11 protein-coding genes and 1 pseudogene are annotated in these 19,000 nt (G+C 58.1%); 1 reads left to right on the top strand and 11 read right to left on the bottom strand.

Annotation, left to right across the window (positions count from 1 at the left end):
* Positions 1–54 precede the first annotated feature (54 nt).
* From NKI24_RS27845 to NKI24_RS27865, 5 genes are all read right to left on the bottom strand, one after another.
* The gene (locus NKI24_RS27845) at positions 55–303 is read right to left on the bottom strand and encodes a hypothetical protein (RefSeq protein ID WP_352516041.1); all 249 of its coding nucleotides are present in this window, start codon (positions 301–303) and stop codon (positions 55–57) included.
* Positions 291–893 (bottom strand): hypothetical protein, encoded by a 603-nt coding sequence (locus NKI24_RS27850; protein WP_352749950.1) that lies wholly within the window; start codon positions 891–893, stop codon positions 291–293. Before NKI24_RS27850 ends, NKI24_RS27845 begins: the two co-directional genes overlap by 13 nt.
* Positions 894–1,183: 290 nt before the next feature.
* The gene (locus NKI24_RS27855) at positions 1,184–4,654 is read right to left on the bottom strand and encodes an ATP-binding protein (RefSeq protein WP_352749952.1); all 3,471 of its coding nucleotides are present in this window, start codon (positions 4,652–4,654) and stop codon (positions 1,184–1,186) included.
* Positions 4,651–5,910, bottom strand: coding sequence for a metallophosphoesterase family protein (locus NKI24_RS27860; RefSeq protein ID WP_352516045.1), 1,260 nt, complete (start codon positions 5,908–5,910; stop codon positions 4,651–4,653). The genes NKI24_RS27855 and NKI24_RS27860 overlap by 4 nt, the downstream gene beginning before the upstream one ends.
* 70 nt (positions 5,911–5,980) lie before the next feature.
* Complete coding sequence (locus NKI24_RS27865) at positions 5,981–11,566, bottom strand: DUF3320 domain-containing protein (protein WP_352749954.1); 5,586 nt, start codon at positions 11,564–11,566, stop codon at positions 5,981–5,983.
* Between the two features lie 537 nt (positions 11,567–12,103).
* Here NKI24_RS27865 and NKI24_RS27870 point away from each other — a divergent pair.
* A complete protein-coding gene (locus tag NKI24_RS27870) occupies positions 12,104–12,931 on the top strand; it encodes a thermonuclease family protein (RefSeq protein WP_352516047.1) in 828 nt (275 codons plus the stop codon).
* Positions 12,932–12,960: 29 nt separating this feature from the next.
* Here NKI24_RS27870 and NKI24_RS27875 read toward each other — a convergent pair whose 3' ends face one another.
* The 6 genes and pseudogenes from NKI24_RS27875 to NKI24_RS27900 form a co-directional block, all read right to left on the bottom strand.
* Positions 12,961–13,842 carry a hypothetical protein gene (locus NKI24_RS27875; protein ID WP_352491527.1) on the bottom strand — a complete coding sequence of 294 codons (882 nt, stop codon included), beginning with the start codon at positions 13,840–13,842 and terminating at the stop codon, positions 12,961–12,963.
* Positions 13,843–13,968: 126 nt separating this feature from the next.
* A pseudogene (locus tag NKI24_RS27880) lies at positions 13,969–14,115 on the bottom strand (DUF4236 domain-containing protein); the annotation flags it as partial.
* A 58-nt stretch (positions 14,116–14,173) separates the two neighbouring features.
* Entirely contained in the window at positions 14,174–15,214 is a 1,041-nt protein-coding gene (locus NKI24_RS27885; RefSeq protein ID WP_352749956.1) for an OmpA family protein, read from the bottom strand.
* On the bottom strand, positions 15,211–16,524 hold the full coding sequence (locus NKI24_RS27890) for a methyl-accepting chemotaxis protein (RefSeq protein WP_352516048.1): 1,314 nt from the start codon (positions 16,522–16,524) through the stop codon (positions 15,211–15,213). Before NKI24_RS27890 ends, NKI24_RS27885 begins: the two co-directional genes overlap by 4 nt.
* Positions 16,524–17,279, bottom strand: coding sequence for a hypothetical protein (locus NKI24_RS27895; protein WP_352667638.1), 756 nt, complete (start codon positions 17,277–17,279; stop codon positions 16,524–16,526). Before NKI24_RS27895 ends, NKI24_RS27890 begins: the two co-directional genes overlap by 1 nt.
* Before the next feature lie 55 nt (positions 17,280–17,334).
* Entirely contained in the window at positions 17,335–18,768 is a 1,434-nt protein-coding gene (locus NKI24_RS27900) for a hypothetical protein (RefSeq protein WP_352516062.1), read from the bottom strand.
* Positions 18,769–19,000 lie beyond the last annotated feature (232 nt).

The following is a 19,000-nucleotide window of genomic DNA, read 5'->3' on the forward strand; positions in this document are numbered from 1 at the left end:
GATCCATCGCGACCCTGAGCTTTAGCCTCCGGACGTTCGGCGCTTGCTTGCCAATCAACCAGCGCCGTCGGGCCAGCGGATCTCGAATCCGCCGGTTCCAATGGGCCAGGCCAGGCCAAAGCCGTTGTCAAACGCCAGACTTAGATCGTTCTTGCTCGTCACCTTCGCACCGACGAGAATTACCTGTCGGCCAGTCCACCGCTGATGCTGGCGGTAGTCGAGCAACTGGCCGGTCGCGGCGCGAATCGCGAAGCGCATCGTAGCCGCATCAGCAGGCTTGATCTCGACCATCACTTCCGGCATTGCGTCAACCGCAACCGAAGGTCGTCGCGAAAACAAGCGGGAAAATCAATCCGCGGATATCGCTCGCTGAGAAACGCTACGAACTGTTTTTGCAGACTGTCATGCTGAGGATGGACATTGATCTCGTACTTCCGCACATACCGTTTGTAGACGTCGGACGCTGCCGCTCCAGCCGGTCGGCCACGACCTCCATCATGATCGGGCGATGCCCCGACGGGAGCGACTGGCTCGCCTTCGATAAATGCCTTTACTCTCTTGACGAATGCTCTGGCGGATCGATCTGTCGTATCGTTCGCATACCACCAGCTTGCCTGGCCACTCCACCCTTTGCCACGGTGCCTATCCTCCGGGGGCAGCACGAATGCATTTTCGGCGAGTGTCCTAGCCCTGAACGACCTGATCTTATCCTTGTAATGCTGGGCGGAAGGGTTACGCCCCTTGAAGTGCTGGCGGTGGCGATACAGTCGCGCACCGCGATACCACCCGACCACCACGCGCGGATCTTTGCCTTCCTCCGGAGCCGTCCAAACGATGTCGATCCCGTCGACAAATTCGTCGTGCTTGCCTGAACCCAGATTCTGGATGCGCACCTGCCGATCCAATTCGCCCTTAATCGTCTCGAAGAGCCGTAAACGTACCCGTCATCGGCTGCAACAAAGTTGCATTCCTCCGCGCAATAACCCTGCTTACTCGGAAATGCCCCGCCACCGAGAGGCGGGTCATCCGCGCTCCGCCCGGCGTAGTCGTTCATCCACGCAACATTGCAGAACAAAATAGGCATTTCTCAACCTCTATGGGACGTCATGACGGATTCGATCGAAAGTTCCTATGTCAGACGAGTTGGTTAGTTGAACCGTTTTGAGGCGAATTCTAATCGAGCCTAATCCAGCTGGTGAATGGTAGATTGTGGCACAACAGCCTTGGCGATTTCACATAAGTGCTTGTGGTGCGTGAGATAGATGACCTGACCTGTGTTCGCCATCTCCCCAAACAATCTGAAAACCTCCTCCGAGCGAATATGGTCAAAGGTTTCCATGATGTCGTCGGCGATGAAGGGAACCGAGGGCCGGAATTGCGCGAACTCGTAATAACCGGCGAGCCTCAGTGCCAGGTAGAGCTGAAAGCGCGCGCCCTTCGAAAGCGCGTCAGCGAGCTTGGATTGCCCGTCGCGCTGCACCGCGATGAGAACCTCCCCGCCTTTCACGGGCTGGGTTGTAAGGCCTGAATACTGCCCACGGGTCATTAGCTTGAATGCGTCTGATGCACGCGCCATCATCCCCGAACGGTGGTTCTCACGGTAGATCCGCAAAGCATTTCCAGCCGACATGATGCCGAGCTTCAGCTCGATGTAACGAACGGCCTTCTCCTCGATTTCCAACAGGGTTGTGCGCCGTTCGGCATCCAGGTGTGCAACCGCGCTGTCGCCGCCGATGGCGTCCAGCTTATCGGCCGCGCGTGTCTGCCGGATCAGCTGTTGCTGGATCATCTCATCGAACTGGCGAAGCCGCTGCTCGCCCTCAGCCTTCTCGACCGTGAGGCTGTCGAAATCGATCGCGTCCAGGATCGAGCGTGCCTCCTCGAATCCGTCGACTGCAAGTTCCGTCACTACCCGTTCCTCAAGTTCAGCGACGGCAGCGCGCAATCCATCCCGCTCGCGCAGCAGCTCATCGCGTTCGACTACCTCGGACAAAGTGGCGACGCCAAAAACGCCCAGCACTTCGTTCTTGCGGCGTTCGTGCGCCGAAATCTCATTGTCGAGGATGTCGCGCGCCTCCTTCAGGCGCTTCAGGTCGTGGCCGAGGCTTGCCTTCGTTTCGCGTGTCCGCTCGGCGCGCTCCAGGCGCTCGGCAAGGCGGATGGCCAACTGCTCCGGCTCGCCATCCTCCGTCGGCTCGTCGGCTTCAACCGCTACGGCGATGACCTCGACCAGAAAATTAGCCCTGTCGGCCGCCATCTTGTCGATACGCAGCTGCAGATCGTCCCGTTCCTGCAGGCTTCTTGACAGTTCGGCCAGTTGATCGAGCACAGTGCCGACGCCGGATGCTGAGAGCCCGCTTTCGAGCCAAGTTCCCTTGAGTGCTTCGACAATGCCGGCCAGCCATTCCTCCTCGCGACGCTCCGCCACGCCTACGGCAACCCGTCGGGCCGCTAGATCCTCTTCTTTGGAGCCCACCATTCTGAGCGCCTCGGCATACTCTGCGTCCACCTTGCGCTGCCGATCCAGAAACAGCTCAGCGATGGCCATGATTGCTTCGAGGGTGTCGCCGGGCTCTGATACTATGCCGACGCTTTCCAGCGCTGCTCTCATTTCCAAGCGTATCTGCTCGCCGGCGTCAGCGGCTCGCTCCGCCTTCCTGCGGAGAAGTTCGATCTGCTCCCAGGCAGCGAGCGCATCGCTGCGCGCCTCGATCTGATCCTCGATCCTTTCGATCAGGCGCTCAGACGAAGGTTCCACGGCGTCTCCGAGCAGGTCTCTGGCGGCCGCGCGGATTTCCAACAATTGGGTATCCACATCCTTGCCGAGCTGTGTGCGTTGGATGCCGTTGCGTGACAGGTTGGCCGCGACCTCGGCCAGTTCGCGAGTCGTTGCCCGGATCTCGGCAAGATCCGCCGCGCCGGCCAGCCGGCCCGCGCTGGCAATGTCATCGCGCGCCAGTGCCACGGCGAAATCGTCAGCGGTGTCACCGGTCAGCGCTGCGCGGTGTGTTGCCCACGCATCATCGCGGACACGGCGGATCGCGGCAGCCCCATCATCGTCGACAACGTCGACCGAGGCACGAAGGGCATCCAATCCAGCCTTGAGCATGGCACGGTTGCCCTCGTATTCGGCGAGGCGTTCGGCAAGTACGGCGGTGTTTCTTGCCAGTTCTGACGCTACTGTCTTCCAGGCGGCAATGTGCCCGGCGCTCGGAACCGCGACGTTGGCGAGAGCAAGGGCATCTCCTCTCCATGGACGCAAGCGCGCGAGCGACACCTCCCATCGAATTGTTCCCGCATCTTCTGCCTCGCGAGCCGTCCTGATCTCCGCCAGGTGTCCGCTTGCTCGCGCTTTCGACAAAGCCGAGCCCAGCCTTGCCCTGGCAGGTTCGGGCACTGCCCTTTCCTCGCCGACCCGCTGCCTTGCCGCCTGCAGCGCATCGAGTGCTGCCGCCGCCTCGTCGCGGGCGGCGCGCACCCCGGTAGCAATCCCGGACCTCTGCTCGACCATAGCGCGAACGACGCCAACGGTGACGGCAGGCAGAAGCAGCGCGGCAGGATCCGGCTCGGAAGATCGACCCAAGGCGGCTAGGCAGCTTGCCACGGTGTTGTTGAGGATTTGCAGCCCCATCCTGCGAGTGGGCAAGTCAAAGCCAGCCGCGGTATGGCGCACTTTGATCTCCGCAAGCCCGCGAATTCGTTCGGAAATCGACAGGATCGATCCATCCTCATCGACCGCAGTGACTTTTGCCGCCAAGCGCTGGACCTCGTCGATGTTTGCGGACAGCCGCGTTCTGAGGCTGGCATCGTCATCGATGAGTCCGGTGACACTACCCGTCCACGTGCGAGCTGGGGAGGCGATGTCCGGCAGCTCATTCAGCCGGGCAATCTTGCGCCGGATATCCGCCCGCATCGGCGCAGCACGCACGTAACGAGCAATGGTATCCAGCCTGGCCACCAGCACCGCTCGGTCACTGATGGTCCGGTCGTATTGCTGCGCTGCATCGAGACGTTCGGCCTCCAGGCCCTCGTAGGTTGATGCAAGGGTATCGATCGCATCCCTGCGCGACTTCACGTCAACAAGGCGCTTCTTCAGGAGCGCCAGTTCGGTGCCATGCGCCTGCTTCCGATACAGAGCGTCTGCTTCGGCCTCGAGGGTGTTCAACGTATCACTTGCGTTCCCAAGACCGGCGCTTGCCGTGAAGAGGAGCTTGCCGAGGTCGCCCCGCGACTCCAGAATCGACTTCCCGCCCGCTTCCAGCGTCTCGTCATCGAGTGAGAACATCGTCGTGTAAGCGTCACGCGACAGTCCGGCGAGATGCGCCGTGATCGCCACGTCGCTCACCGGTTGGCCCGTCGCGTTCAATAGCGAATTAGTACGCTGTTTCGTACGCGTGAACGTGTGCTCGGAGCCGGCCAGTTCCAGCACGCCGCCAATGCGCATGGCGCTGTACTCGTGCAGGAAGTTGTAGCGGCTCCGTTCCTCGATGCCGAACAGCAAGTCTAAGTAGGCGGAAAGCGCGGTCGATTTGCCGGCCTCATTCAGGCCGAACACGATATGCAGGTCAGGTCCGGATTCCGGTTTGGGTCCGAAGTCGATCGTGCTATTGGTGAACTTTCCATAGCGAATGAGGTCAAGTCGCCGCAACCTCATGACGATCCACCGGACTTAAGGCGGGCAGTGACCAAGTCCGCACCCTTGGAAAGCACCTGATCGAGGAACTGCTCCAGCCCGGCTTCGTCCTTCCCAGCAAAATCCCGTCCGTCGGCCGGAAGGTCGGCGACCATCTTTTGGACGAACGCCCTCGCCTCAGCGCGGAAGGCCTCCGAGGTGGCATCGGCACGCATTGATTGCCCGAGTTCGAAAATCGGATCAGCAATATCCTCGTCGGTCTCCGTCCGAGGCGGCGCGAGGTCAAGCTCGAGCTTCTCCACCCACGTATGGCCCAGCTGTTCCGCAGCCTGTTCGGCTTCGGCAAGAAGGAGGTCCCTGTCGCGGATCAGCGCCCATAACAATGGTGACGTCCCTCTCAGGCCAACGCGGGCCACAGCATGACGCGATCGGACGGTGGCCCGCATCTCTTCGAGCGCGAAACGAATACACGCGACGGCCTCGGGCCACTCCACCGCCCCGGTAAGGTCGACGCTCACCCGTTCGAACTGCGCAACGCTGGTCAGCCGTTCCTCGATCTCCACCGAACGGTCGTCGCGCACCGTCACCAGGGTGACTGATTTCTCACCCGCCTCGTTAATATCCCTCCCCTGAGGTATTCCCGGCATCACCACGGTGCTTGCGCCGGAATAGACTTGACGAACATGAATGTGGCCGAGGGCCCAATAGTCGAAACCGTGGGCGTGCAGGTCAGCGATGCTGCAGGGCGCGTAAACGTCGTGACCGGGCGATCCAGCCAGACTGGTATGCATGATGCCTATGTTGACGGCCCCTTCACGAGCAGCCGGATATTTGGTCAGCAGGCTGTCCGGGGCCTTTGGGTTCGCAAAGCTCAAACCGTGGAAAACGATGTCCAGACCGCCGGCTGTCTGCAATACCGACTGAGCACGACCGCCGAAGATGGTAACGGTGTCGGGAAACACCAGCTGTTTGGAAATCCGCGACAAGGCGTCATGATTGCCGCGGATCTTGAAAACCCTGATGCCGGTCTGGTGCAGGCGTGTCATTTGCGATGCCAGAAACCGCGCAGTTTTCATCGAGGTCTGCTCGCCATCGTATAGGTCGCCAGCAATGACCAACGCGTCGACTCGTTCCTCAAGGCAGAGATCCACTATCGAAACGAATGCCTGGCGGCTGGCGTCGCCCACGAGCCCGGCAAGATCGGGATTTCGCATGGCCAGCGAACGAAGCGGCGAGTCGAGATGAATATCGGCCGTGTGTACGAATCGAAATGCCATTCGGCCTCCGCCAGGGAAAGAGGTGTTCTGAGCTCGACTGAAATTGCAGCGAGGTCGCTGCAACGCCCCATTACACTTCGGCTAATTTCTCGCTCGTGGAGTCGCCGACCACCAACAAGCCGTCTTGGGACCGTAACAATCCCTTGGCAACTGAATCGGCGACCGCGGCCGAAATTAGCTGCTTCAGTTGTGCGCTTGTGGCTTTGAAGCCCAGCATCCTCGCAACGCCTGTGGCAATTTCTTCCTCTGTCGCACCGAGATTGGATTTCACGACTTCCATAGCGCCTTGGGCGACCTCGTCCTGCGCAATCATTTCGGGCTTACGCAATCCAGGGGACACGACCGCACTGCGATCTCTAAGACGAACAGGAGCACCCGGCTTGAAGCAGAAGTTGCCTCGACGGGCTACTGCACCACCTCTCTGTGCTATGCCTACACCTCGCTCGATTGCATCCTGAATCCTGCCACCGGCCCGCTGCAGACCCCACGCGTCCCGAATACGCGAAACTATTTCGTCGACATGGATTGGTGTTTCTGTAGCCACGACCTGCTCGACCAGCCCGGCCATGATTCCGCTGGGCGTCTCGTGGAGTTCGAACGATCCCGGTCGCCTTAGCTGAGTCTCTTCGTAGGCTCGATTGGGAGTCTCGGATCCGTTTGTGCTCTCGAGACCGATTTCCGTCACGTTGCCCCGGTCGACCATAACAACCTGAACGGCTACAGCACGATTTCTCTGAACCCCCAATTCGGCCCGCTCATCGAGTTCCTTTCTGGCAGCCTCAATCGCTAGTATGGTTCGCTCCAGCTGCTCATGAGGTCGTTGGAACCAGTCAGCGCTCCAGATCCGATGAATAATCCAACCATGATCCTCAAGGACGGATTGCCGTAGCCGGTCTCGATCTCTGGCCGAGCGCGACGAATGATATTCTGCACCATCGCATTCGATGCCGAGTATATACCGGCCTGGCCTCTCTGGATCCGCAACCGCGAGGTCGATGAAGAAACCGGCAATGCCCACCTGAGCATGAACCTGATAACCTTTTTCGATCAGCGCGTTGGCTACCTGTTCTTCAAAGATCGAATCCATTTCGCGAACCGTGGCCTGGGCAAGCGAAATTCGCCCTGTTCTCGCGTAGTGCAAGAAGAGCTTGAAGGCGAAGATGCCTTTCCCTTTGCCACGCTCCAGGTCGATGTCTTCGTCTGTGATGGACGCGAATACTTCGCAGCTGCGCTTGGCTCGGCTTATGAGGACGTTGAGCCGACGCTCGCCGCCTTCCGCACCAAGAGGGCCGAAACGCATGGCCATGTATCCCTGCGCATTCTTGGCATACCCCACCGAGATCATGATCACGTCGCGCTCATCGCCTTGAACATTCTCAAGGTTCTTGACAAAGAATGGCTCGCTGGGATGCGCGTGAAAGAACTCCTCCGTATCGGGATTTAGTCGCCGCAGCGCTTCGAGTTCATCCTGGATCGCGCGGCGTTGGCTAACCGAAAATGTTGCAACGCCTAGAGTCTCTTGCGGGTTCACCTTCGCATGACGGATGATCGCTTCGGCTACTGCTCTCGACTCTACCGGATTGGTTCCTGTGCCACCGGAATCGAAGACCCCCTCCGGCACATGATGAAACCGCAACCCCATGCCTGCCTCTTGGGTATAGGGGCTTGGCACGATGAAAAGCCGGTTCTCGTAGAACTGGCTGTTCGATACGGCGATCAGAGATTGGTGACGGCTACGGTAGTGCCAGCGGAGCATACGCTGCGGCAAGCCGCGGGCCGTGAACAGGCCGAGGATGCTTTCGATGTCGGCGACCTGCGCGCCCTCACCCTCGTCATCAGACTGCGAGCCTGTCATCTTCGCGAAGAATGTCGTGGGTGGCAGTTGGCGTTCGTCGCCAACAACGACCACCTGATTGGCCCTGGCGATCGAGCCAAGCGCGTCCACAGGCTGTATCTGAGACGCCTCGTCCATCACAAGCAGATCGAAGGACATCCTGCCGGGCGACAGAAATTGGGCCACCGAAAGCGGGCTCATCATGAACACTGGCTTGAGTGCCTGGATGGCAGGCCCTGCCTTCTGCATCAACTGCCGGATAGGCATGTGGCCCCGTCTGCGCGCCATCTCAGAACGAAGCAGTCCGACTGGTCCAGCTCCGCCGTCTCTTGAAGGAATTTTTCGGTGATGAGCCGTCACAACTTCGATGGCACCGGCCTTGATCCTCTGTCGGTCCAGATCCGCGAAGTCACGTACAGCCCTGGAATGCAGTTCCCCGTCGAACCTTGCCAGCTCCGGCTCATCGGTCGCCATCGCTAGAAACATTCGTTCGTAGTAGGCCATATCGAAGACTGATCGCGCCGATCCTGTTGTAATCTGGCCGTCGGCTAGGCCGTCTATCAACTGTCCCAGTCCAGCCTTTCGGGCCGTTTCGGATCGCTCTTCATAGGCAACCCATTTCGAGAGCTGTTCCTGATGATCGAGCCACCCCTCCAGTCGAGAAACAACCTCGACTATCGCGACGTCTGGAAAATCGTCTACTCCAAACAAGGAGGGAGCATCGGCTTTCAAATCCCCTGCAAGCGCCTTCAATTCCCGCGCTGCCGCTTGGGCCGCTTCACGCGCTGAACGCGCCAAGTTTGCGATCTCTTTTCTTTCAGGCAACCGCGCAGCCAAATGCCGGATTGAGCCATTTTCTCTCAGCCAAAGTTCGGCTTGCGCGAGAGCGGCCCAATCGGATCCTCGACCGAGCCACGACGAGCCGAATGCGAACTTGCCAAGGCTTTCCCCGTCGTCGATCTCTTGAGCAAGCGCTTGTAGTCTGCCTAGTCGGCGCAGTATCTCCACCCGCTCACTGATCAGATCTGGAACGTCAGTCAGAACCTGTCGTGACGCGTTATCGGCTTGAGCTACAGTGCTTGCCTTCGTTTCCATCAGTTGCAGCGAGGCCCGCTCGGCGGAAGCCACGTCACCTAGCATGGATGACGCAAGGTGGCCTAAATCGTTCCAGAACCCCTCGATAATCGGCTGACCGATGTCGATCACCTTACGAACTCGGACCGCACGCGCGCCCGCTTCAGAGCGCTCCGCCATCCGCCCGGCTATAATTCGCGGTTCCGAGCCAAGTCCCCTCAGCGTGCGCATCCACTCCACTAAGGCCTGGAGTGGTGCCGAAGACGATCTCTCCCCACGCCAATCGGCTCCGAAGGCGGAACGGCCAAAGGCGTCGCCTTCGCGCACTTTTGCTGCGGCCGCCTGGCCCTTCATCAGAATGTCGAGGAGACCCACTATCTCCGCCGCAGGCGCGCTAGGGGCTACCAAAATAGTCCGCACAAGTGCAGTGGCGCGACGGTAGTCGCCATTCAATGCTTTCAATATTCCCGTGTGCGTGGCGAGCGCTTGCCGCGCCGCGGCCACGTTGGTACTCCACGCGGCATCAACAACCTTGCCCTGAAGCTCGGCTCTAGCAGTCTCTAGCGTTGCTACGCTGTCGGCAAGGTCACCAGCCTGTTCCAGCCCGGAGTCCCAAACTGTGGCTGCGAATGCCTCAGGGCTCGCATCGGGGGCTGCCGCAACTCTCTCGCCGGTCATCACTAGCCTGAGGAGTCCTGCAAGCGTGTCCGGTAAAACCGTAGACCCCAGTTCTTGATTTAGCCGCTCAGCTTCTTCCCGTAAGCGTGGGAGCAACACGGTTAGCTGGCGCGCACGAACGAAACCATCTTTCGGAAAGTCTGAAGGAAGCTTAGCAAGCTCTGTCTCGAGACCTTCGATTGGCGTGTCGATAGCCGTCGCCACCAACTGCTCCGACAGTTCCTCGGATTTGCGGTTGAAATCCGTTCCTGTCCAGAGAAGCGATGCAATGTCCTTTGGACGCTCATCCCAAACCGGCGAGACTAGCGCCTCGGCAGGAAGTCCAGGTGCGGACGCGAGAAGCTCAGCACGATCTTCTACCTCGCCGCTGTCGCTGAGGATTTGCGGAGGCTTCGCCTCGATCCGCTCAGCAATATCGGCCAGTTTGGCGTGCAGAGCCTTTGCTTGATCCAGCGACGACGCAATGCGTGGGACGAGCCTCTCAATAGTCGTTGGTAGAACGACATCCAGGCCAACTCCCCGCCATGGGTGGTGGATCGGCAAGCCGATCTCGTTGATCCGCTGAGACACCTCATCGAGAAGTTTGCGACGTTGCGAGACACCGTCATTCGTCCAAGCGGTGGCATCCTCAAGTTCAATATCAACTGGTTTTTGCCCGTTCTGCCTTAGTCGGGTTAGCTGGCCAAGAACCTGGTATGGAGTGAGTTCGGACGTTCCAAATGCAACGTGCATTCGTGCAGCATGTGCATTGAGTTTATCGCGAGCCTCCAGCAAGCGCTCAGTCAGGCAAGAAGGAAGCTGTCCCCTAGGCGATCCGAGTTGCCAGGTGCGCCGCAGCTCCTCCAGCATCATGCGCTTGTTCGCCTTGTTACTATGGAGCTCGAGGCAGGCGTCCCCCACTCCGGCAGTATCAAGCCGTCGCTTCACGACTTCCAGCGCAGCCATTTTTTCGGCCACGAACAGCACGGTCTTTCCGTCGGCAACGGCCGACCCGATAATGTTTGCGATCGTCTGCGATTTTCCTGTCCCAGGCGGACCTTGGATAACGAGGTCGCGACCTTTTCTTGCATCATGGATCGCCAGCGTCTGAGAACTGTCACTGTCGACGATATGCAACATTTCGGCAGGCGCAATATGCGGATCAATCGCATTGTCGTCCGACATCAGCGGTTCGCGTGCGTCGAAACCATCTGAAAGAAGCGAGCGGATCTTCGGTTGTTCGATAATCTTTGCGCCATCCGGCCAGAGATCCGGATCCAGGTCACGGTACATCAAGAACTTAGCGAACGAGAAGAAGCCGAGCACCATATCATCGGCAAGCACCTGCCAACCCTCTTTCGTCGACACTGCTTCGGCAACGGCATCGAGATAGGCCGAGACGTCGAAGTCGTCTCCCACTTCAAAACGCGGCAGGGCGAGCTTGCGGATGCGGTCGAGATAGAGTTCCAAGGAGAGGTTTGCGGTAAGATCTTCCGGACGAGCTCGCAGCCGAAACTTTTCTCCAGCGGCCCCTCGCTCAAGCCGTACCGGCACCAAAATGAGAGGAGCCTGACGGATGTTTTCTTTGTTGTTCGGGTCAATCCACTTCAGCATGCCAAGGGCCAGAAAGAGGATATTGACGCCCTGCTCTTCCTCAAGTGTGCGGGCATCGTGGTAGAGATCAAGGAGCCGGCGCTGCAGCCCCGTTGGGGTCATCCTCGTCTGAAGCTTGGTGTCAGAATGTCGCGCAGATACCCCTCTATCGTCGAATCCTTCGTCCTCAGGCTGAGCAAGAGCAACGGGGGAATAGTCGATTTCCTCGTCTGGAGGGCTGCTTTCAACCTGGCCTGCCTTCGGCCGATCCGGCTTGCCGGCCAGGAAGGTAAAAGCCTTTCCTTCGCTCACCAGCAATCGATAGATCTCAGACGACCTCTCGTCGACAATATCGATCGTCTTCGCGCTCTTTGAAAACCGTGGCACATTCAAAAGTCGGTTGCGAGCAGAAAGGTCGAGCAATTCCATCCTGGCTCGCTCGAGCTTTTCCTTTAAAGGCAGATCGCTTTGGAAGACCGATTTTTCAACTTCCGACACTCACACCCCCCTGATAGGCTGGACACATAGAGCCTACACAAGGGCTGTCCGCAACATAAAATGCTCGTTTTTCAACTTCGAATGGCTGCCACCAACACTTCAATCGTTTTAGTATTGTGAGCACCGCAGCTTAGTGGAAAATTGCGGATGTTTGTTTAATGTTCCGGACACTTCGCATCCCCACCTTGATCTCGAGGTTCCCTTTCGGACAAAATGCCATCATACCTCTGGACGAGGTGTTGGCAGCTCTGGCATCTGCCTCGCCGGCCACGACCAACTGGCGCACAAGCCGACTTCTTTTTCAATCGGCCCTCCTAATTGCATTCCGAGAAAACTTGTAGGCTCCAGCGCGGAAAGATGGTCGTGTTCACGAAAAGGGCAACTACAAAGTCGTGACTTCGGGCTGATCTGCGAAGGCACCATGGTGTTCAAAGCGCCGAACTACAAGGCAAACCAGCGCCAGCGAAAAAGGCGCCTACGAAGCGTGCAGAGGCACGTTAGAAATCATGCAGCCTGCGTTTCGCAAAGGATCGGAAATTGAATAACAATCGCTATTCTCATCGTCGCCGCGCGCGACCAAGGCGCGGCGCGGAACCAATCGTCCGCAGACGTTTCTTTCCAGATGTGCCCTTGCCTCTGATCCTAGTGATCGTGGTGGCCTTGGCTGCTTACGCCACCCACTATTTTACAGGGCCGGGCGACCAGTTACGTGGTCTGGATATAGCAAACTCGACCGGGTCGAGACCGGCGCCGATTGTCGGCATAGCATCGGTGGTTGATGGAGACACGATAGAGATCCACGGGCAGCGCGTCCGCTTCAACGGCATCGATGCACCCGAAAGCCGCCAATACTGCAATGACGCGAGCGGACATCAATACCCCTGCGGGCGCCAGGCGGCCGAAGCACTGGCGAATTTCCTTGCGGCTTCGCGGCCTGTCCAATGCACATTTGTTTCATGGGATCGGTACCGTCGCTTCGTCGGTGATTGCCGTCGCGCGGACGGTGTCAGCGTCGCGTCCTGGATGGTTGAACATGGTCGAGCCTTGGACTGGCCCCGCTACAGCCACGGGGCCTATGCGCAACAGCAAACTAAGGCTGAAACCGCTAAGGTCGGAATCTGGATTGGAACTTTTGACAACCCTTGGGATTGGCGCGAACAACATTCGGAAGCTACGAACCCAACCAAAAGCCCACTTGGGCTCATCAGCCGTCGCCAAGTAGCACAGAGCTACTCATGCCAACCTCGCCGCTTTTGCAGGCAGATTTCATCTTGCGAAGAAGCGCGTTGGTATCTCGCCAACTGCTCATGGGGGAGCAAGTTGGATCGAGATAGCGATGGGATTCCATGCGAAGGCGTTTGCTGACCTGGCCATGCTTTGAGCCATCGCCACTATCAGTCCCTTGAGTGCGCGTTCAGCGTTATGGATTGGCGGTCGGAGCTTCGATGCAATTGCGCGAGTGCCGATAGAGCCTGGCAAAAGGGCTGGCTGACGTTTGTCTTGGAAAATTCCACCAGCTCGTTAAGTCCGGACGGGCTAGAAAACCGCAACGCTTCGTAGCGGCAGACAGGGATCTGCCGATTGTCTTTGAAACGCTTGTCGGGCCCGCCGTTTTTGTTTGGGTGAGCCCAAGTGTAGCTCACGATCTCCGCATCAGATGGAACTTTGCCGGTCTCGATAAAATTACTCGGGGCGAATTGGGTCTGCAGATCGGCATATCCGACTGCGCCGTATCGGTTTCCGTCCTTCACCAGCACTAGGTCAGGCATGAAGAAGAGCACCTGCCGACCCACATGGATTGAAGGCGGAGTAACGTTGCTGCGCACAACCTTCGGCAAGGAGCTTTCAAGTGTCGTGGGCTTTTTATCGACCAGCATGCTGGCCCCGGCATTTCGCTTCCAAGCCGTCAGATCCTCTATCTTGCCGCCGGCAGCGACATGCCATCTCCCGCCGCAGCCGGTGAGAGTTTCGAACGCGCCGACAAGTCGCCCGTAGGCGGCCTCCGCGTCTTTTTCCAAATCGTAATAGAGCACGCTTACCCGGCGGTAGCTGTCAAACCATTTGCCAATGAGCATACCCGGCACAAAGGCACCGATGCCCAGCACCGGTGCGGCACCTCCGAGCTTGGTCCCCACAAGGAAACCTGCAATCCCGAACAGAACCGCGAGTGCTACGGACAGCCGCGTCTGCGATTGCCTAGCATTGATTTCATCGAGTACATTGGCAAATGTCTCGTCACGCATCTCCACCACATCGCGGGACTCGATTTCCCTCATTACGACGCCGTCAGAGACGTACTCCGGGGGCGAGGATTGTGGACGGGGTTGCGGCGCAGATCGGGTTTGAGAGAGCTGTACTACCTTCTTGGCGCTAGCCTTGCCTAAAGTGCCACGATAGTAGAGCCCACCGACGCCGGCGTGGATGTAGTGACCTCGTGGCCCAGTGCCGATGCGGAGGCCCTTCACGCCAACGGAAGCGCCAACCCCGCCGGACGAAAAGTTAAAGCGGAATGGTCCCGCACTGATCGATTTTCGAACGTAAAACCCCATAGCCCAATCCCCCAACTCAACTGCCGTACCGGCTAAGGCGCCAGTCTCTCGTCCCCATTCATGGCTTGGCGCCACCAACCGGCGCCAATTTTGATCGCTGCCTCACCCTAATCTCGATGCGCCTTCGAGCCCGCACATCGCCCATCTGCGCTCCGTCGGTGAGATGATCGCCGGGCAGGATGAGCTGACCACCTGACATCGGCAAAATCGTAAACCCCTTTAATGCGGGCATGTCACTGAGCACACTCATGACTGAAATCGCGCGCGCCAGACCAAGGCCGGCATTGTCGGCGGGATGGAGTGAGCCGATTTCCACTTTCCCTGACAAAACCGGTCGGAGCCCTTTGTCCATGTTGGAGGATTCGCCCGCCATTGCCTGTTCGTCCGTGTGTCCAATCACCTCAATCACGTCGACACCGTAAGAGGTCGCAGTGCCGGCGATTGTCTTCGCAAGATCGCGCAACTTTGTTTTGAACGGATCCGAAAGCTCTGCGCTTCCGGTATCGAAATTATAGCCATCCAGTTCGCTGAGACTAATGATCGGCGGCCAATCGTGAGGTTTTGCTGCTTGCGTCGGCTCTGCAGCCTTCTTGAGCACATCAGCCAGATCCTGCAGCCCTTTGTCGGTGCCGATGTAACCAAATTCTTTCAAGACCTTCGCCGCATCTATCATGGCCTTGGCCTGATCAACGCTTATGTCGTTGTCCGCAAGGACCTTCGCGACAGGGGCATTTCGCACGACCTCCTCCAGGGAAATACCTGCTTCCTTGACCGACTTAACAGCATCCTTGGCCAGGACCAGCTCGCGCCATTCTTCGTCGGGAACGGTTCCTCCGCTCGCGGGCTGAAACACCGCTTTTATCTGAGCCAGAAGCCGCTTGTTTTCGGCTTCGAGCCTCTGCACGTTTTCCTTGTTTGATTGAGCGGCTCGCAGCGCCTCATCGGTCTCTTTCTGCTTTTTCGTGATGATAGCACCGGCTGCTAGCAGCAGGCAGAACACCAAAAGCAGCATCGTCTCGGCCATGGTCAGGCCCAGTATCAAACCGCGGCCGTAACCCTTGCGCTCGAAGGCGACCGAAGTTCCGCCAGCGTCACTCACCTGCCCCACCAACTGGTTCGCTTAGGCGGTTCCGTTCGTTCGGCGGGAGGCTCGCTTCCCAGAGTTTGGAAAGCGTCTGGTTGGGGCTCAGGCTCGACCCTAATCGGTGCGCTCTCGACGGTGTCATTTGCGGCCAGATCTGCCAGTGGCTGTTCGATCGCGATAGGAGCGTTGAGAGGGGGAACAGGCCTCGGCGCGTGGAGGCTTCTTCCTGCCAAGGTTGCGACAAGGTCTCCGGTGTCCTTGCTTTGCTTTTGCACCACTGCAGCAAGCGCCTGGGTCAAGCGCTGTTGCGCTTGGACACTCTCCGCTGTTTGCTCTGCGGCTGCCACAGCCCTTTCCACACCTGCGGCCACTTTAGCCACAGCATCAACGATGCCCGCCATGCGGGCTTGCTGTTCCTGCGAAGCCGTCTCTGTTTTGACAGCATATTGGGCGACCGCGCTGCCAAGGAGTTTCACCATCGGCGCCAGATCGTTCTTAAGGACCTCATCAGGGACGACAACCTTCTCTAACTTGGTGGCTACGCTGTCGGCCTGTTCACCCAGTCTGCCAACTGAAGAGGACATTGAGCTGTTGGCCTTGTCGAGCAGATCGGCTGCCGCCTCGACGCGCTGTGCGATCGACGAGAACTGACTTTCGATCTGCCCAAAATTATCGCTCAAAGCATTGCTGAGCTTTCCCGAGGCCTCTTGAACCGGTTTGATCGATTCCATCGCGATTTTATCCAGCGCCGATCTTATGTGCTCTCCGTTCCGCTCCGCTTGAACGGCAATTTCGGCAAAACCCTCCTCCAACATCTGATTGCTGACGCGGCGAAAGTCAGCGAATTCCCTGGTTACACTTTCCATCTCAGCTCTTACACGACGCGTCATATCGGCGAGTTCGTGCCTGGCCGTCCGTTCGATGTCGGCAGGATCGCGGCGCATCTGATTGTAAAAGATCCGCAGAGCAATGCCCGTGATCGTCGACGTCACCGCGATACCAAAGTTCCTCACGATTGTGTCGGTGGATCCTTCGGAACCAAACTGAAACAGCGATACGCCGAGACTCGTCAACGTAAACAGGAAACCCATGTAGTAGAGATTGTCGCCAGTCTGCTCATCGTGGAGCCGCAGCTTGCCGGTGAAGACGGACGCGGCAAGATAGATGAGCATCAGGCATACCGGTGCGCTCGCCGCCATTATCGGGTCTACGCCCGACAGCTTGGCTATTGCGATGAACACACAGCCGCCCAGGGTTAGTGTCGCAAAGACGACAAGGGGCAGGCTCGGATGTCCCAAGAAGGACTCCCCTCGCTTCTTGGCCATCAGTTTAACCCCTCCAACCCTACCAGCTTCTCAAACTCGCCATGATGAGCTTGAACCCACCGGGTCCAGAACTCTGCATGTCCGAAAGAGCCAAATGGCTTCTTCGCCCTATCGACATAGAGTATCGTAACCCCCACGCCATCAAGCGATGTCCCGTAGGTCCTGTCGGCCGAACTATCAAGGTACTTCTGGTAATCGAGACCCGAACGATATTGTGAGTACAGCGCCGTATGTTCAATCATATCCGACACGACTATTATTCGCTTTGCGGTCTTCTCTTTCGCCAAACCGCTATCGAATAATGACAGTTTGATTTTTTGCATTCCGGCCATGATTGGAGATTGGCTAGCGGATTCTCCATTGGGAATCTGGTCGGGAAGCTTCGTCAGAGGATCCTCGAATGCATCTTCCCATTTCTTCTGCCGCCGGGACGGATTGTTCGTCCAGCTGTCGACCGTCGAGCCATCGCCCGGGTTGCATCCATCAAACATCACAGTCAGGTCGCCGGGGGTCGGGCCCAGCGTCAATATCCTCAGATAGCCGCCGGGCTCGACGCGCCCAATGGTCTTACGGAATTCATTCTTCAAATCGGCCATGGTTATTGGCGAAATCGGGTCGGTGGCGTCGATCAAGACCGCCGTCAGGCTTACAGGACCGGCCAACGGGCAATTCGTGCTGGCGTCGATTTGGTCCTTCCCGGATCTCGACCACATCCAAACAAAACCGGCCAGCATCGCAGCCGACAGCACGGCCAATCCAACTGCTGCCACAATGGTGCCGCCACTGCCATTCTTTCTTCTGCGGCCCCGCCTAGCCATTCACGCTGTCCGGATGAAGCTTGTCGAGATCTCGGTACTGTTCGATCCCCCGCTCGCATTCCAGCCCGATGAGCCGCACCTGAGCGTTGAGTTCTTCCTGCGCGTCACGAATTGAGGCGCCCAGGTCCTTCTCGCTCCATTCATCGTCGGACGATATCAGGGGTTTTATGCGCTCGAGTCTGTAGGGCGTGGCAAAATGTTTTGGCGCTGGCTCTGTGCGGGCCTGGATATTGGCCTCCCTGTACTTTGCGAGAAGCTGGTTGCAGGCTCGCTCCAGCTGGTCTTGATGCTGCACAAAGAGCGTCAGCAGCCTCGACCGATGATCGATGATCGCCCGATGCTCCCTGCGTCTGCTCCCCAGCCGCTTGACGATGTCCTCCACCTTCTCGTTGTGCTCATCGCGCACCTCTTGCAGAGCCTCGATGAGCTCGCTCTTGCGCTCGATGTAGTCTTCCCTGCGAGCGACCAATCTGTTTTCGACACCCGCATAGCCTGGGTATGGGTCGAGAACGAACCAGCCGTCGATAAATGCAAAAATCGAAAACATGAGACCGATGCCGAACAGAAGCCAGGATTTCACATCCATAAGGCCGGCCGGATTGGCGAGCATGCTGCGCACAACCTCGACACCGGCTCCGTTCACAAAGGACCCGCTGACCTCGCGGTAATGTGCAAGCGCTAGGTTTATGGTCAATGCCAAGCCGATGTATGCCACTATCGACAACGCGCCGATCACCTTCACGAAAAACGATCTGTGAGTCACCAGGCGTGCACAGAATATTGCGAAAAGCAGAGCGGCGCCGATGTTCAAAAACGAGAACGCGGCGGCTTCGAGGAGTCCGCCAAAAAATCCCTGTTCATTTCCCTTGGCAAGGAAATTTCCGTTCATCGCCGTTTCAATCAGAAACAGGAAAATCAGCAAGGAAATTCGGAAAACGTAGGCTGCTCCGTGCTGAATCCTAACGGCGCGGACAAGCCCGTGCTTCTGTTTGAACCAGGCGTGCTCCTTCTCCGCGTCGTTGAGCGATTTTCGCAATCCGTGAAGTTCGTCCAGGCCTACCGCGATCGAGGCCTTGAAATCAGAAACACTGGCGGCGTTCGCCTGACGGATCAGACCAAATTGCTCTTCAAAGTCGAGGCCCGCCAAACGTCCGGAGAGAAGCTGCAGGCTATCCTCGAGGGTGTGGTGTGCCGCCTTTTTTTCGTCCTCGACCCTCTCGATGACTGCATGCTCAACGTCGTCGAAATTCTTGGCCGCCTTCGGAGGTTGGTTCGCCTCGCCCCGCTGCTTTCCGCGATCTCCAAGATCCATTTCGCGATCAATTTTCGCGACATCCAAGCTATTGAACAATTGGGTGCTGGCGCGGAAATCGTGATTTGCCTCTAGCAGTGACTCTCGCAGTTTATTTAGCTTTTCGAATTTTATTCCCACAGCACCGCACCCAGATTTTGTACCTCTGCCCGCACAAATGGCTTCTATGCACAGTAGAAGCAAAGGGCAACTGCGTCTTCGCAACTCTGCGGTCCACTGCTCACGAGACGATCGTCTGATGTAAAAATGACCACGATAGCTGCCGTGGCAAGCGGGCTTGGGCGAATGAATAGGCCAGGCAGCATACTCTTCTCCGCCGGGCTTTGTGGCGAAGGAACTGAAGATC

It is taken from the genome of Mesorhizobium sp. M0701 (assembly GCF_040320365.1).
In the GTDB taxonomy this organism is placed as follows: domain Bacteria; phylum Pseudomonadota; class Alphaproteobacteria; order Rhizobiales; family Rhizobiaceae; genus Mesorhizobium.

What these genes read in the sequence shown, in the direction of transcription:
- NKI24_RS27845 (WP_352516041.1), bottom strand. Translation starts at nt 303, where the DNA reads ATGCCGGAAGTGATGGTCGAGATCAAGCCTGCTGATGCGGCTACGATG.
- NKI24_RS27855 (WP_352749952.1), bottom strand. Translation starts at nt 4,654, where the DNA reads ATGAGGTTGCGGCGACTTGACCTCATTCGCTATGGAAAGTTCACCAAT.
- NKI24_RS27860 (WP_352516045.1), bottom strand. Translation starts at nt 5,910, where the DNA reads ATGGCATTTCGATTCGTACACACGGCCGATATTCATCTCGACTCGCCG.
- NKI24_RS27875 (WP_352491527.1), bottom strand. Translation starts at nt 13,842, where the DNA reads ATGAGGGAAATCGAGTCCCGCGATGTGGTGGAGATGCGTGACGAGACA.
- NKI24_RS27890 (WP_352516048.1), bottom strand. Translation starts at nt 16,524, where the DNA reads ATGGCCAAGAAGCGAGGGGAGTCCTTCTTGGGACATCCGAGCCTGCCC.